This window comes from Streptomyces sp. NBC_01460 (assembly GCF_036227405.1).
In the GTDB taxonomy this organism is placed as follows: domain Bacteria; phylum Actinomycetota; class Actinomycetes; order Streptomycetales; family Streptomycetaceae; genus Streptomyces.
This window is the reverse complement of record NZ_CP109473.1, coordinates 3547179-3561962: the sequence shown is the minus strand read 5'-3', so window position 1 is coordinate 3561962 and position 14784 is coordinate 3547179. Positions and strand designations below refer to the sequence as shown.

12 protein-coding genes are annotated in these 14784 nt (G+C 72.5%); 10 read left to right on the top strand and 2 right to left on the bottom strand.

All coding sequences use genetic code 11. The features are described 5' to 3' along the window. Window positions 1-64: 64 nt before the first annotated feature. Window positions 65-1831 (bottom strand): dolichyl-phosphate-mannose--protein mannosyltransferase, encoded by a 1767-nt coding sequence (locus tag OG488_RS15700; RefSeq protein ID WP_329229775.1) that lies wholly within the window; start codon window positions 1829-1831, stop codon window positions 65-67. Window positions 1832-1884: 53 nt separating this feature from the next. Here OG488_RS15700 and rsmI point away from each other — a divergent pair, with 53 nt between their 5' ends. The 7 genes from rsmI (at window position 1885) to OG488_RS15665 (ending at window position 8111) form a co-directional block, all read left to right on the top strand. Continuing rightward, window positions 1885-2778 (top strand): 16S rRNA (cytidine(1402)-2'-O)-methyltransferase, encoded by an 894-nt coding sequence (rsmI, locus tag OG488_RS15695; protein WP_329229773.1) that lies wholly within the window; start codon window positions 1885-1887, stop codon window positions 2776-2778. 172 nt (window positions 2779-2950) lie between these two features. After that, window positions 2951-3328, top strand: coding sequence for a hypothetical protein (locus OG488_RS15690; protein ID WP_329229771.1), 378 nt, complete (start codon window positions 2951-2953; stop codon window positions 3326-3328). A 73-nt stretch (window positions 3329-3401) separates the two neighbouring features. Then, complete coding sequence (locus tag OG488_RS15685; RefSeq protein WP_329229769.1) at window positions 3402-4268, top strand: TatD family hydrolase; 867 nt, start codon at window positions 3402-3404, stop codon at window positions 4266-4268. A 114-nt stretch (window positions 4269-4382) separates the two neighbouring features. Next, on the top strand, window positions 4383-4946 hold the full coding sequence (locus OG488_RS15680; protein ID WP_329229766.1) for a ubiquitin-like domain-containing protein: 564 nt from the start codon (window positions 4383-4385) through the stop codon (window positions 4944-4946). A gap of 9 nt (window positions 4947-4955) precedes the next feature. Next, on the top strand, window positions 4956-5828 hold the full coding sequence (gene rsmA / locus OG488_RS15675; protein WP_329229764.1) for a 16S rRNA (adenine(1518)-N(6)/adenine(1519)-N(6))-dimethyltransferase RsmA: 873 nt from the start codon (window positions 4956-4958) through the stop codon (window positions 5826-5828). Continuing rightward, window positions 5825-6724: a 4-(cytidine 5'-diphospho)-2-C-methyl-D-erythritol kinase gene (locus tag OG488_RS15670; protein ID WP_329229761.1), complete on the top strand. Its 900-nt coding sequence runs from the start codon at window positions 5825-5827 to the stop codon at window positions 6722-6724. The genes rsmA and OG488_RS15670 overlap by 4 nt, the downstream gene beginning before the upstream one ends. Window positions 6725-6797: 73 nt before the next feature. Then, complete coding sequence (locus OG488_RS15665; RefSeq protein ID WP_329229760.1) at window positions 6798-8111, top strand: acyltransferase family protein; 1314 nt, start codon at window positions 6798-6800, stop codon at window positions 8109-8111. Window positions 8112-8203: 92 nt separating this feature from the next. On the opposite strand, the gene OG488_RS15660 is transcribed toward OG488_RS15665, so the two are convergent. Then, a complete protein-coding gene (locus OG488_RS15660) occupies window positions 8204-8857 on the bottom strand; it encodes a lipoprotein (protein ID WP_329238692.1) in 654 nt (217 codons plus the stop codon). Between the two features lie 148 nt (window positions 8858-9005). On the opposite strand from OG488_RS15660, the gene OG488_RS15655 reads away from it, so the two are divergent. The 3 genes from OG488_RS15655 (at window position 9006) to OG488_RS15645 (ending at window position 14754) form a co-directional block, all read left to right on the top strand. After that, on the top strand, window positions 9006-10823 hold the full coding sequence (locus OG488_RS15655; RefSeq protein WP_329229758.1) for an ABC-F family ATP-binding cassette domain-containing protein: 1818 nt from the start codon (window positions 9006-9008) through the stop codon (window positions 10821-10823). Window positions 10824-10909: 86 nt separating this feature from the next. Continuing rightward, window positions 10910-12577 carry an outer membrane protein assembly factor BamB family protein gene (locus OG488_RS15650; RefSeq protein WP_329229756.1) on the top strand — a complete coding sequence of 556 codons (1668 nt, stop codon included), beginning with the start codon at window positions 10910-10912 and terminating at the stop codon, window positions 12575-12577. A 335-nt stretch (window positions 12578-12912) separates the two neighbouring features. Continuing rightward, on the top strand, window positions 12913-14754 hold the full coding sequence (locus tag OG488_RS15645; RefSeq protein ID WP_329229754.1) for an outer membrane protein assembly factor BamB family protein: 1842 nt from the start codon (window positions 12913-12915) through the stop codon (window positions 14752-14754). Window positions 14755-14784 lie beyond the last annotated feature (30 nt).

Sequence of the window (14784 nt, the reverse complement as noted above, 5' to 3'; positions counted from 1 at the left end):
CCCACGGAGTTCACGAGCCCGGTGCGCGGACGTCCGACGCGCCGGGCTCGGCCGCCTCACCCCGCTACACCCAGGTGTCCAGCCACATCCGGTCGCGCCAGGACGTGTCCGGGATCGACGTGCCCGTGTAGAGCGGCCAGAAGTAGACGAAGTTCCAGACGATCAGCAGCACCAGCACACCCGCCGCGATCGCGCCCAGGGTGCGTCTGCGTTCGCCCGTGGGGTCGGTCTTCTCCAGGCCCAGGCCGTGTCCGGTGCTCGTGCCGGAGGCCGGGCCCAGGAGGGCGCCGATCATCATCGTGACCGCCAGGCAGAGGAACGGCACGAACACGACCGCGTAGAAGAGGAAGATCGTCCGCTCCTGGTAGAAGAACCAGGGCACCCAGCCCGCCGCCACCCCGCACACGATCGCGCCCGCCCGCCAGTCGCGGCGGAAGAACCAGCGCCACAGGACGTACAGCAGGGCCACGCACGCCGCCCACCACAGGAGGGGGGTGCCGAGGGCCAGGACCTCGCGGGCGCACTTGCTCGTCCCGGAGGTGAGGCAGCCGGTCTGCTCCTCGTAGAAGTACGAGACGGGCCGGCCCAGGACGATCCAGCTCCACGGGTTGGACTGGTAGGTGTGGCCGGAGGTCAGGCCGACGTGGAACTCGTACACCTGGTACTCGTAGTGCCACAGGCTCCGCAGCCAGTCCGGGAGCCAGGTCCAGCTGCCGCCCTTGCCCTCGGTGGCCGCCCAGTTGCGGTAGTAGCCCTTGTCCGTGACGATCCACCCGGTCCACGAGACGAGGTACGTGCCGATCGCGACCGGCACGGTGGAGACGAACGCGGGCAGCAGGTCCCGCAGGAGCACCGCCCGGTAGGGCTGCACGGCGCCCGCCGTGCGGCGTGCGCCGACGTCCCAGAGCACCGCCATCACGCCGAACGCCGCCAGGATGTAGAGCCCGTTCCACTTCGTGGCGAAGGCCAGGCCGAGCATCAGGCCGGCCGCGATCCGCCACGGGCGCCACCCGAGGCGGAGCGTCTCGGCGACGTGCGCGTCCGGGCGCAGCAGCCCCTCCTCGTCGACGGGGAGCGCGGCGGCCAGCTTGCGGCGGGACCGGTCGCGGTCGGCGAGGAGACAGCCGAAGGCCGCCAGCACGAAGAACATCAGCACCAGGTCGAGCAGCGCGGTGCGGCTCATCACGAAGTGCAGCCCGTCCACGGCCAGCAGGGTGCCCGCCAGGCAGCCCAGGAACGTCGAGCGGAACAGCCTGCGGCCGATCCGGCAGAGCATCAGGACCGAGACGGTGCCGAGTACCGCCACCATGAAGCGCCAGCCGAACGGGGTGAAGCCGAAGAGCTGTTCACCGATCCCGATGATCCACTTGCCGACCGGCGGATGGACGACATAGCCCGGGTCCACCGGGATGTCCACCGACGACGGGTCCGAGAGGATCTGCTTGTCGATGTCCTTGGGCCAGGAACCCTCGTACCCCTGGTTGATCAGCGCCCAGGCGTCCTTGGCGTAGTACGTCTCGTCGAATATCACCGCCTTCGGGCTGCCCAGGTTCCAGAACCGCAGCACCCCGGCCACCAGGGCGACCAGCAGCGGCCCGCCCCAGGCGGACCAGCGCACCAGGTGGCCGGCGAGGGCCGGCGGCACGGCGAGCACGTCCCAGAACTGGCGGCCGGGGCGGGTGTAGGGCGGGACCAGGCGCTCGCGCAGCCCCGTCTCCGGCCGCGGGGCATGGCCGAAGCGGCGCAGCCGCTGTTGCCAGGAAGGCGGCTGGTCACCGGTCTGGTCCCCGGCGTCGTTGCCCTGCTGGGCCTCGGGCGCAGTACTCGTCACCGCGCCATCGTAGGGAACGCATCTGTGCGAGTGGTGCCGCCCGTGCTGGGAGGATGGCCCATGTGACTGGAACGACTGGAACGCTCGTACTCGCAGGGACCCCCATCGGCGACGTGGCGGACGCCCCGCCACGGCTCGCCGCCGAGCTGGAGACGGCCGACGTCGTGGCCGCCGAGGACACCCGGCGGCTGCGCCGGCTCACCCAGGCGCTGGGCATCCACACGACGGGGCGTGTCGTGTCCTACTTCGAGGGCAACGAGTCGGCGCGCACCCCCGAGCTCGTCGAGGCGCTGGCCGGCGGGGCGCGCGTCCTGCTCGTCACCGACGCCGGGATGCCGTCCGTCTCCGACCCCGGGTACCGGCTCGTCGCCGCCGCCGTGGAGCAGGACATCAAGGTCACCGCCGTGCCCGGCCCGTCGGCCGTGCTCACCGCGCTCGCGCTGTCCGCGCTGCCCGTGGACCGCTTCTGCTTCGAGGGCTTCCTGCCGCGCAAGGCGGGCGAGCGGCTCGGGAAGCTGCGCGAGGTCGCGGACGAGCGCCGCACGATGGTCTTCTTCGAGGCCCCGCACCGGCTGGACGACACCCTGGCCGCGATGGCCGAGGTCTTCGGGGCCGACCGCAGGGCCGCCGTCTGCCGCGAGCTGACCAAGACGTACGAGGAAGTGAAGCGCGGCCCGCTCGGCGACCTGGCGGTCTGGGCGGCCGAGGGCGTGCGCGGGGAGATCACCGTCGTGGTCGAGGGCGCCACGGAATCCGGCGAGGAACTGGACGCCGAGGAGCTGGTGCGCAGGGTGCAGGTGCGCGAGGAGGCGGGGGAGCGGCGCAAGGAGGCGATCGCGGCCGTCGCCGCCGAGGCCGGGCTGCCCAAGCGCGAGGTGTTCGATGCGGTGGTCGCGGCAAAGAACGCGGCTCGGACCGGCCAGGAGCAGGGCAAAGGACTAGCCTGAAATGTAAAGCGCGAGCCGCGTAACGGGCCCTTTGCCCACGGATCGGCCAAAACCGTTCCAACACTCGGCAGACCTGGTGCGCCGCCCCCGGGTGAAGGCGTCCACTTGATGTGGGACGCATCATCCGGAGTGCTTGTCCGGAGTGCTTGTCCATCGGACAAGAGGAGCAGGCATGAGTGACATCGCAGCAACCACCGTGCACGAGGCGTACGCCTTCGCCTGCATGCGGTGTGGACACGGCTGGGAACAGGCCTACGAGATAGAGCACCACGTCGACGGCTCGGGCAACGCCTTCGTCGTGTACAAGGCGGACGGGGAGCGGGTCCCCTCACCGCTGTCCACCCCGACCTGCACCAACTGCGGCGGCCATGTGGTCCGGATCATGCGCGCCGGCCGGGTCTCCTCCGTCCAGCGGCTGCTCCAGCCCCAGAAGGCCGCGCCCCCGGAGGCCGCGGCGGACAGGATCGCCGCCACCGCCGTGGCGCCCGCGGGGCCCGACGCGCACCACTGGCAGCTGTCCGACCTGCTGCGCCCCTTCCACCGGCGGTGAGCGCGCCTACCTGCGGTGAGCGTCTCACCTGCCGGCGGTGAGCAAGGGCTCGTGCCCTCGTAGAGTCGTGGGCATGAGCCGTACCGACGCCCCTCCGCTCCCCGAACCCCTCAGGGTTCCGGTCGCCGATTCGCACACCCACCTGGACATGCAGGACGGAACCGTCGAGGAGGGCCTGGCCCGCGCCGCGGCGGTCAACGTGACCGCCGTCGTCCAGGTGGGCTGCGACGTGAAGGGCTCGCGCTGGGCCGCCGAGACCGCGGCCGCCCACCCGTCCGTGCACGCCGCCGTGGCGCTGCACCCCAACGAGGCACCGCGCATCGTGCACGGGGACCCGGAAGGCTGGTCCCGCCAGGAGGCCCGTGAGGCGGGCGGCAGGGCGGCGCTCGACGAGGCGCTCGCCGAGATCGACGCGCTGGCCGCCCTCCCCCACGTACGCGCGGTCGGCGAGACCGGCCTCGACTTCTTCCGTACGGGCCCCGAGGGCGTCGCCGCCCAGGAGGAGTCCTTCCGCGCCCACATCGAGATCGCCAAGCGGCACGGCAAGGCCCTGGTCATCCACGACCGCGAGGCCCACGAGGACGTGCTGCGGATCCTCGCCGAGGTGGGCGCACCCGAGCGGACCGTCTTCCACTGCTACTCCGGCGACGCCGGGATGGCACGGGTCTGCGCGGCAGCCGGCTACTTCATGTCCTTCGCGGGCAACGTCACCTTCAAGAACGCGCAGCCCCTCCGTGACGCCCTGGCCGTCGCCCCCGCCGAGCTGGTGCTCGTCGAGACGGACGCCCCCTTCCTCACCCCCGCCCCGTACCGCGGACGGCCCAACGCGCCCTACCTCATCCCCGTCACGCTCCGTGCGATGGCCGAGGTGCGGGGCGTCGACGAGGACACTCTCGCCGCGGCCGTCTACGACAACACCGCCAGGGCGTTCGACTTCTGACCTTCCCGGCCCGCCCGCCCGACACGGTGGGTGATCGTACGACTTGGGACGGTGACGGAACCTCGGCTATCGTGCCCGCGCATCGGGGTCGGCAGCCGGAGTTCCTGGAGCGTCGTGGGCCATACGCAGGGCAGTCACCGCGCACCGCGCGGCGGAGGGTGGACCGGTCGGGCCCCGGCGCGGGTGCCCGCCCCGGCTCCGCCGCGCTCCCTCCACGAGGAGCGGACGATCGTCGCGCGGCTGTGGGCCGGTCCGCTCCCGGTCTACGACCCGACCGTGCTGGACACCCCGCTGGTGCCCCCGCCGCCGGCGGTGCGCGGACGGCCCGCCGGGCACCGCGCGGTCCGGCGGCACCGGGGTGCGCCGGAGGGCCTGCGGCGGCTCGTCCCCCGCGCCCTGGTCCTCGCCGTCCTGGCGGGCGGCACCGCCGCCTTCCTCGCCCAGGACAAGGCCGTCCAGGTCGACGTCGACGGGACCTCGCACACGCTGCACACCTTCGCCGACGACGTGGGCGAACTCCTGGACACGGAGGGCGTCACGGTCGGCGCCCGTGACACCGTCGCCCCCGCACCCGCCACGGGGCTGGACGACGGCGACGAGGTCGTCGTCCGCCGGGACACACGCGGCACAGGGCCCGTGCCGGACAGGGGCGGGCCCGGCGCCCCGCGGCGGCCGTAGGCTTGACGGGTGAGCACCACAGAGCCCGACGCCCTCCTGGGCCCCGCAGACATCCGCGAGCTGGCCGCAGCGCTGGGCGTACGCCCCACCAAGCAGCGCGGCCAGAACTTCGTCATCGACGCCAACACGGTCCGCAGGATCGTACGGACCGCCGAGGTGCGGCCCGACGACGTGGTGGTCGAGGTGGGGCCCGGCCTCGGGTCACTGACCCTGGCCCTGCTGGAGGCGGCCGACCGGGTCGTCGCCGTGGAGATCGACGACGTGCTCGCCGGCGCCCTGCCGGCCACGGTCGCCGCCCGGCTGCCCGGGCGCGCGGACCGCTTCGCCCTGGTCCACTCGGACGCGATGCTGGTCACCGAGCTGCCCGGCCCGGCGCCGACCGCGCTCGTCGCCAACCTTCCGTACAACGTCGCCGTGCCGGTCCTGCTCACCATGCTGGAGCGCTTCCCCACCATCGAGCGGACGCTCGTGATGGTGCAGTCCGAGGTCGCCGACCGGCTGGCCGCCCGCCCCGGCAACAAGGTCTACGGCGTGCCGTCCGTCAAGGCCAACTGGTACGCCGACGTCAAGCGCGCCGGATCGATCGGCCGCACCGTGTTCTGGCCCGCCCCCAACGTCGACTCCGGCCTGGTCTCGCTGGTGCGGCGTGCGGAGCCGGTCCGGACCACCGCGAGCAGGGCCGAGGTCTTCGCCGTCGTCGACGCCGCCTTCGCCCAGCGCCGCAAGACGCTGCGCGCGGCCCTCGCCGGCTGGGCGGGTTCCGCACCGGCCGCCGAGGCCGCCCTGACCGCCGCGGGGATCTCGCCGCAGGCGCGCGGCGAGGCCCTGACCGTCGAGGAGTTCGCCGCCGTCGCCGAGAACAAGCCGGAGCCCTCCGCATGACCCGCAGCGTCACCGTCCGCGTCCCCGCCAAGGTCAACGCGCAGCTCGCGGTGGGCGCCGCCCGCCCCGACGGCTTCCACGACCTGGCCAACGTCTTCCTCGCCGTCGGCCTGTACGACGAGGTCACCGTCACCCCCGCCGAGGCCCTGCGCGTCACCTGCTCCGGACCGGACGCCGGGCAGGTCCCGCTGGACGCCACCAACCTCGCGGCCCGCGCGGCGATCGCCCTGGCCGCCCGCCACGGCATCGCCCCCGACGTGCACATCCACATCGCCAAGGACATCCCCGTCGCCGGCGGCATGGCGGGCGGCAGCGCCGACGGGGCTGCCGCCCTGCTGGCCTGCGACACCCTGTGGTCCACCGGCGCGAGCCAGGAGGAACTCCTGGAGATCTGCGCCGAGCTGGGCAGCGACGTGCCGTTCAGCCTGGTCGGCGGGGCGGCGCTCGGCGTCGGGCGCGGTGAGCGGCTGACCCCCGTCGAGGTCGGCGGCACCTTCCACTGGGTCTTCGCCGTCGCCGACGGCGGGCTCTCCACACCGGCCGTGTACGGCGAGTTCGACCGCCTGACCGCCGGCACCGACGTCCCGGAGCCGGCCGCGTCCCCCGCGCTCCTGAACGCCCTGCGCAAGGGCGACGCCACCGCGCTGGCCGACGCCCTCGGCAACGACCTCCAGGCCGCGGCGCTCTCCCTGCGCCCCTCGCTGGCCGACACCCTCGCGGCGGGCACCGACGCGGGCGCCCTGGCCGCGCTCGTCTCCGGATCCGGGCCGACCACGGCGTTCCTGACCGCCGACGAGGAGTCCGCGCGCAAGGTCGCCGACGCCCTGCTCGCGTCGGGCACCTGCCGCGGCGCACGCGTGGCACCCGCACCCGCCCCGGGCGCCACCGTCGTCTGACTGCCGCTACTCAGACGGGAATTGAGTACGGTCGCGCTGCCGCACCCCCGGTGTCCGGCGCGACCGTGGGCGCATGGGATCACACCTGCGCGAACAGGCCGAAGCCACACCCGTCACCCGTGACCGCTACATCGACCTGCTGCGCGTCGCCTCGCTCGGCACGGTCGTCCTCGGCCACTGGCTGATGGCCGCCGTCACCACCGACGGGGTGGGCAACCTCCTCGCCGTCGTGCCCGGGCTCCAGCTGCTCACCTGGTTCCTCCAGGTCATGCCGGTGTTCTTCTTCGTCGGCGGCTTCTCCCACGCCCTGTCCTACCGGTCCCTGCTGCGCAGGCGGCCGGAGGACTCCACGGCCTCCGTGTACCCGTCCTTCCTGCGGGCCCGGCTGCAGCGGCTCCTGAGGCCGACCATGGTCTTCGTCCTCGTGTGGGGCGCCGCCGCGCTCGTCGTCCAGCTCGCGGGCGGTGGCGGCGGACTGACCGGTGTGACCCTGAGGCTGGTGACCCAGCCCCTCTGGTTCATCGGGATCTACCTGGCGATGGTCGCCTTCACCCCCGGCCTCCTCACGCTCCACGACCGGTACGGCTGGGGCGCGTTCGCCGCGCTCGCGGGAGCCGCCGCCGCGGTGGACCTCCTGCGCTTCGCGGCGGGCGTCCCGTACGTCGAGTTCCTCAACTTCGCCTTCGTCTGGCTCGCCGTGCACCAGCTCGGCTTCCTGCGCGCCGACGGCCGCATCCGCCGCCCCGCACTCCTCGCCGGCGCCGGGCTCGCCGCCGCCGTCGCGCTGGTGGCCCTCGGCCCGTATCCGCTGTCCATGGTCGGCATGCCCGGCGAGCGGATCAGCAACATGGCGCCGCCCACGCTCGCCCTGCTCGGCCACGGCCTCTGGCTGGTCGGGGCCGTCGAGCTGCTGCGCGCCCACGGAGCCCGGCTGGCCGCCCGGCCCCGCGTCTGGCGTGCCGTCGTGGCCGCCAACGGCGTCGCGATGACCGCGTTCCTCTGGCACCTCACGGCGATGCTCGGCGTGTACGGGGCGATGCTCGCCCTGGGACTCCCGCTGCCCGAGCCGGCCACCGGCGCCTGGTGGGCGCAGGTCCCGCTGCGGATCGCCGCCGCCGTCGCGGTCACCGCGGTCCTGGTCGCGGCCTTCCGTACGTTCGAACGCCCCGTCCGCCTCACCCCCGGCGGGGGAGCGGCGGGCGCGGGAGCCCTCTCGGCGATCGGCGTGACCCTCGCCCTGCTGGGTGTCCTCGGCCTGTCCATGGTCGGCTACGCGGGCCTGCTGGAAGGGCACACGGCGCTGCTGATCGCCGTCCACGTCAGCGCACCGGCGGCCGTGGCGATGGCACTCGGCGGCTGGCTCCTGGTCGAGCGCGCGGGGCGGTAGGGCGAACGGGCGGCCCGGGCGTGGTCCGTAGGGGCGGGGCGGCCCGGGCGGCAGGCCGAAGGGGCGGCCCGGGCAGCGGACCGCTCCGCCCCTCAGCCCAGCTTCAGGGTCTTCTTCGCCAGCTCGTACGCCGGGAGCATCTCCTCGTGCTCCTGCGAGTCCAGCCCGCCCAGATGGACCACGACCGGGCCCTTCGGGGTGGCGACCGCGAAGGCGCGCTCGGTCTTCGGCTCGTCCAGCAGCTCGCCGCTCACCGTGTAGACGACCTCGGCGGCCGGCACCGGACCCGCCCCGGTCTCCTCGTACGCGGCCTTCGACGCGTTCGGGTCGCCGGCCACGAAGTCCTCCAGCGCCGCGCGCGCCGTCGTGGAGGCACCCTCGCCCTGCCAGACCCGGAGGTAGCCGATGTTCCCGGCCGGCTTGGCGTCGATCTCGCAGACCATCGTGGCCGAGCCCTGCTCGCCCAGCGCGGCGAGGTCGGAACCCGGCTCCACCGTGACCGCCTCCGGCTGCCAGTCCGCCGCCAGGTCGAAGGTCACCGGAAGCTCGCAGGCCGACTCCGCACCCCCCAGCGAGGCGCCCTTCTCGGCCGCGGTGCTCTCCGCCGCCCTCGCGGGGGCGGTGTCCCCGTTCTTCCCCGCGTCGGTGCCGGTGCCGGAGTCCGTGCCCGCGGACGACGAACAGCCGGCCAGCACCGCCGTCGCCAGGACCGCCGGAATCAGTGCCCGTATCGCGCCACGCATCATGAAGTCCCCCACCCCGGAGATGTTCCGAACCGCTCCGACCTGGGGTTACTCCCCATGATCGATCGCCGCACGCTATCGCACCCCGCACGGCGACTACTCTGGGACGTCGAGCGGTCCCCGACGCAGGGATCCCCGAGGCAGGAGTGAAATGGCCGTCAATCTGGTCAATGTCGAGCAGGTCAGCAAGGTGTACGGCACCCGTGCCCTGCTCGACGGTGTATCCCTCGGGGTGTCCGAGGGCGACCGGATCGGCGTCGTCGGCCGTAACGGCGACGGCAAGACGACGCTCATCCGGATGCTCGCCAAGCTGGAGGACGCGGACAGCGGCCGCGTCACCCACAACGGCGGACTGCGCCTCGGTGTCCTCACCCAGCACGACTCGCTGGACCCGGAGGCCACCATCCGGCACGAGGTGATCGGCGACCTCGCCGACCACGAGTGGGCGGGCAGCGCCAAGATCCGCGACGTGCTGACCGGGCTCTTCGGCGGCCTCGCCCTCCCCGGCTTCGAGCACGGCCTGGACACCGTCATCGCCCCGCTCTCCGGCGGCGAGCGGCGCCGGATCGCCCTGGCGAAGCTGCTCATCGCCGAACAGGACCTGATCGTCCTCGACGAGCCGACCAACCACCTCGACGTCGAGGGCATCTCCTGGCTGGCCGGACACCTGCGGACCCGGCGCTCCGCGCTGGTCTGCGTCACCCACGACCGGTGGTTCCTGGACCAGGTCTGCACCCGCATGTGGGACGTCCAGCGGGGCAGCGTCCACGAGTACGAGGGCGGCTACAGCGACTACGTGTTCGCGCGGGCCGAGCGGGAGCGGATCGCCGCGACCGAGGAGTCCAAGCGGCAGAACCTGATGCGCAAGGAGCTGGCCTGGCTGCGGCGCGGCGCCCCCGCCCGTACGTCCAAGCCGCGCTACCGCATCGAGGCGGCCAACGAGCTGATCGCCGACGTGCCGCCCCCGCGCGACACCAGCGAGCTGATGAAGTTCGCCAACGCCCGCCTCGGCAAGACCGTCTTCGACCTGGAGGACGTGACCGTCCAGGCCGGGCCCAAGACCCTGCTCACCCACCTCACCTGGCAGCTCGGTCCGGGCGACCGCATCGGCCTGGTCGGGGTCAACGGCGCGGGCAAGACCTCGCTGCTGCGGGCGCTCGCCGAGGCGTCCCGCAGCCAGGGCGACGTGCAGCCAGCCGCGGGGAAGGTCGTCGTCGGCAAGACGGTCAAGCTCGCCTACCTCTCCCAGGAGGTCGCGGAGCTCAACCCCAACCTGCGGGTGCTCGAAGCCGTCCAGCAGGTACGTGACCGGGTCGATCTCGGCAAGGGCCGCGAGATGACGGCCGGGCAGCTCTGCGAGCAGTTCGGCTTCGTCAAGGAGAAGCAGTGGACGCCCGTCGGCGACCTGTCCGGTGGTGAGCGGCGGCGGCTGCAGATCCTGCGTCTGCTGATGGACGAGCCCAACGTCCTCTTCCTCGACGAGCCCACCAACGACCTGGACATCGAGACCCTGACCCAGCTGGAGGACCTCCTCGACGGCTGGCCCGGATCGATGATCGTGATCTCCCATGACCGGTTCTTCATCGAGCGGACCACGGACAAGGTGATGGCGCTCCTGGGCGACCGGGCGCTGCGGATGCTCCCGCGCGGCATCGACGAGTACATCGAGCGCCGGCAGCGCATGGAGGAGACGGCCACGCCCGCCTCCGCCGCCGCTGCCTCCGCACCCAGGGCGGCGTCCGCCGAGGCCGCCTCTCCGCAGGCGACGCGCGCCGCGAAGAAGGAGCTGCAGAAGGTCGAGCGGCAGCTCGACAAGATGTCGACCAGGGAGACCACGCTGCACGCGCAGATCGCCGACAACGCCACCGACTTCGAGAAGGTCGCCAAGCTCGACGCCGAGCTGCGTGAACTGGTCGCGGAGCGGGACGTGCTGGAGATGCGCTGGCTGGAGCTGGCCGAGGACGCCTGAGGGACCGTCACGGAGCGGGTGGTAGAAAGTAGGACCGCTCCGCAGGTCTGACCTCGCGGAGCCATCCGTACGAGGGGGATCCACCGATGACTCAGCCTTCCGGCCGGCCACCGCAGGAAGGCTTCGGGGCTCCGTACGACCCCCCGCCGGTGACAGCTCCGGGACCGTACGCCCACCAGGCCGGTCCGTACGGGCAGCCCCCGCAGGGCGGTTACGGATTCCCGCCGCAGCCCGGCCCGTACCCGCCGCAGCCCGGCCCGTACGGGCAGCCGCCGACCGCCATCGCGCCGGGCGGGCCGGGTGGCGGGGGCCGCTCCGGGGGCAGGACCCGCGTGGTCGTCGGTGCCGTGCTCGCGCTGCTGCTCCTGACCGGCGGAGGGATCTGGCTCGCCACGGGCGGCGACGAGGGCGGGCAGGAGAAGCCCGTCGTCGGACCCACGCACGACAACGGGAAGCCGTCCCCCTCGCCCACGGGCGGCCAGGACGGCAGGAGTGTCGCCGGGCCGACCGCAGCCGAACTCAACGCCGGGCGCGAGCCGGGCGAGGCGAAGGTGGAGTGGCTGACGGAGAACGGGGCCGACCTCCCGCCGTACGGGGAGAAGACCCACGGCCCGTGGTTCGCCGGGGACATCGTCGCCAAGGGCATGTACCGCACGGTGACCGGCTACGCGGTCGCCGACGGGACGGAGAAGTGGAGCCTGCGGCTGCGCACCGACCTGTGCGCCGCGCCCTCCGCCCCCACCGCTGACGGAAAGGTCGTCGTCGGCGTCGAGGACAACGTCGCGGAGACGGAGGCCACCTGCTCCGTCCTGCAGATGATCGACCTGCGCACCGGCAAGGCGGGGTGGAAGAAGACGGTCGACAGGTCCGCGATGCAGGACGGTCTGTCGCACGTCGCCATGTCGATCAGCGGGGACACCGTGACGTTCGGACGGGACACCGCCTCGGACGCCTTCCGGGTCAGTGACGGCAAGGAACTGTTCGGCAGGCGGAAGGAAGGCGTCTGCCAGCCCTTCGCGTTCACCGGAGGCACCCGCATGCTCGCGGCCGTCAGCTGCCGGCCGGAGCCCGCCGACCCCGTCCGCCAGCAGGTCCAGGAGGTCGACCCGGTCACCGGGACGCCGAAATGGACCTACGCCGTGGAGGCGGGCTGGTCGGTGACACACATCTTCACCGTGAGCCCGCCCGTCCTCTCGATCGCCAAGGACGACGAGTGGGCCGTCCTCGTCCTCGACGAGAACGGCACCTACCGCTCCCGGATGGCGGGTGGCGACGAGGACTACGGCTTCCGGTGCGGCGAGGACTCCGTGCAGGAGGGCGGCAACCTGGACGGCTGTGCAGGGGTCACGGCGGACGCGAGCAGGTTCTACTTCTCGACGCAGCCCGACTCCACGGCGGAGGTGAAGACCAACAAGGTCGTCGCCTTCGACCTGGCCACCGGCAAGCCGGTGTGGAAGACACCCTCGCCGGGCGGGCGTTTCATGATGCCGCTGCGCCTGGAGAGCGGAAAGGTCGTGGTCCACGTACAGGCCGCGTACCGCGAGAGCGGTGAGATCGGCGCGCTGGACCCCTCGACCGGGGCGTACACGACCCTGCTGAAGCATCCGGAATCGGCGGAGGACACCGAGAACTCCCTCTTCCTTCCGAAAGTCACCTACCGCGACGGGCGTTCCTTCCTCCTCCCGCAGCGAATCAGCGCGGAGGAGGACGAGGAGGAGAAGGCGGCGACGGCCGTGCTGGTCTACGGCGAGTAAGGACCGGCCCGTGGGGATCCCGTGAAATCGGCCCCTTCCGGAACGAGTTGACGCAGCATCGGGAATCGGGCGCCGCACGGGCCCCGACGGGCGCATAACGGAGGCATCACAGCCCGGTTCTCCCTTGGGAACAGGGGGTGGACCGATCCGGTACCCGGCGTGGTGCGGGTGGTACAAAGAAGCCCCGCTCGACTGTCGCAACACCGCGGAAGCCATGCCCGATTCGCTCCTTTCCGGGGGGAATTCAGAGATCTCCTGCACCTGATCCTCTGAGCCCAGCGGAATCGCGGGGGAGACCGGAACGGGCACCGGCCCGCACGAAGGGGGACGTGCTGATGACCCAGCCGCCCAGCCAGCAACCGCCGCAGGGGGGCTTCGGGGCTCCGCAGGAACCGCAGGGCACTCCTCAGCCGCCGCCCCAGCCGCAGTCACCACCGCCGGCCCCACCGCAGATGCCGCCCGCGCCTCCGCAGACACCTCCTCCCGCGCAGCCGGGCTACGGCTACCCGGCCCCCGGGGCGCAGCCCGGTCAGGGCTACCCCCAGGCGCCCGGACAGCAGGCGCCCGGCCCGTACACCCAGCAGCCCGGCCCCTACGGCGCGCCGGCCGGCCCGTACGCGCAGCAGCCCGGTCCGTACGGCCAGCAGCCGGGCCCGTACGGTCAGCAGCCCGGTTACGGCTACCCGCAGCCGCAGTACCCGGGCGCGCCCGTGCCCGGCGGCTCCGGCGGCGGTCCCTTCAAGGGCAAGCCCGCCGTCATCATCGGTGCGGCGCTCGCCGCGCTCCTCGTCGTCGGCGGCGGCATCTTCCTCCTGGCGAGCGGTGACGACGGCGAGAAGAAGCCCGTCTCCAAGTCCAGCAGCGACGCCGTGGACCCGAGCACCTCGCCCAGCGTCGACCAGGGCGACGGCAAGGGCGACGGCCGTGAGGCCGACGACGACCTGAACGCCGGGCGCAAGGCGGGCGAGGCGAAGGTCCTCTGGCTGACGAAGAACGACATCGATCTGCCGCGCAACGGCGCCGGGGTGCACGGACCGTGGGTCGTCGGCGACACCCTCGTCAAGGGCATGTACCGCACGGTGACCGGTTACTCGGTGGCCGACGGCAAGAAGAAGTGGGACGTGCCCCTGCCCGCGGACATCTGCTCGGCACCCGGGACGCCCACGGCCGACGGCAAGATCGTCATCGGCGTGAAGAACGGCACCACCGACCGGGCCGACTGCTCCGACCTCCAGATGATCGACCTCAACACCGGCAAGGCCGGCTGGAAGAAGTCGGTCAAGAAGAACGGCACCTGGGACCTGATGACGGACATCGGTCTCGCCATCAGCGGCGACACCGTCACCGTCGGCCGCACCGGCAACTCCAGCGCCTACCGGGTCAGCGACGGCAAGGACCTGTTCGGCAAGCCGTCGGGCAACTGCCAGCCCTTCGCCTTCGCGGGCGGACCCAAGCTGATCGCGGCGGCCAGTTGCCGCACCGACGACGTGGACAACCCGCAGCACCAGATCCAGGAGATCGACCCGGCCACGGGGAAGGCCAAGTGGACCTACCAGCCCAAGCGCGGCTGGGAGGTCCAGAAGGTCTACTCGGTGAGCCCGCTCGTCGTCTCGCTGACCCAGCGCGAGGAGAAGAAGTGGGGCATCATCGCGCTCAAGGAGAACGGGACGCTCCGCTCCCAGCTGATCAGTGACAAGGGGGACAACCCCGCCGTCGACTGCGGCAGCGACTTCGGCATCTTCGGCGAGAAGCTCGAAGGCTGCACCGGCGTCGCCGCCGACGCCAACACCCTCTACATGATGACCGCGGACGACACCAGCGGCACCTCCCGTACCAACAAGGTCCTCGCGTTCGACCTGAACACCGGCAAGACCAAGTGGAAGTCCGCGGCCCCCGCCGAGCGCACCATGAAGCCGCTGCGCATGGAGGGCGGCAACGTCCTGGTCTACCTGGAGCCCACCTACGACAAGGGCGGGGCGGTCGCGACGATCGCGGCCACCGGAGGAGCGCCCAAGGTGCTGCTCCAGCACCCGGCCTCGACGAGCGGGATCGAGAACTTCTTCTCGTCCAGGACCGTCTACGTGGGGGGCCGCTCCTTCGTCGTCAGCGACCGCGTCACCGCGAGCAACGACGAGGAGGAGAAGGAGCAGACGACCATGATGGCCTTCGGCAAGTGACGGCCGACGACGGCCACCGCAGCTCCCCCT

What these genes read in the sequence shown, in the direction of transcription:
- OG488_RS15685 (WP_329229769.1), top strand. Translation starts at nt 3,402, where the DNA reads ATGAGCCGTACCGACGCCCCTCCGCTCCCCGAACCCCTCAGGGTTCCG.
- OG488_RS15670 (WP_329229761.1), top strand. Translation starts at nt 5,825, where the DNA reads ATGACCCGCAGCGTCACCGTCCGCGTCCCCGCCAAGGTCAACGCGCAG.
- rsmI (WP_329229773.1), top strand. Translation starts at nt 1,885, where the DNA reads ATGGCCCATGTGACTGGAACGACTGGAACGCTCGTACTCGCAGGGACC.
- OG488_RS15665 (WP_329229760.1), top strand. Translation starts at nt 6,798, where the DNA reads ATGGGATCACACCTGCGCGAACAGGCCGAAGCCACACCCGTCACCCGT.
- OG488_RS15650 (WP_329229756.1), top strand. Translation starts at nt 10,910, where the DNA reads ATGACTCAGCCTTCCGGCCGGCCACCGCAGGAAGGCTTCGGGGCTCCG.
- OG488_RS15655 (WP_329229758.1), top strand. Translation starts at nt 9,006, where the DNA reads ATGGCCGTCAATCTGGTCAATGTCGAGCAGGTCAGCAAGGTGTACGGC.
- OG488_RS15690 (WP_329229771.1), top strand. Translation starts at nt 2,951, where the DNA reads ATGAGTGACATCGCAGCAACCACCGTGCACGAGGCGTACGCCTTCGCC.
- OG488_RS15660 (WP_329238692.1), bottom strand. Translation starts at nt 8,857, where the DNA reads ATGATGCGTGGCGCGATACGGGCACTGATTCCGGCGGTCCTGGCGACG.
- OG488_RS15645 (WP_329229754.1), top strand. Translation starts at nt 12,913, where the DNA reads ATGACCCAGCCGCCCAGCCAGCAACCGCCGCAGGGGGGCTTCGGGGCT.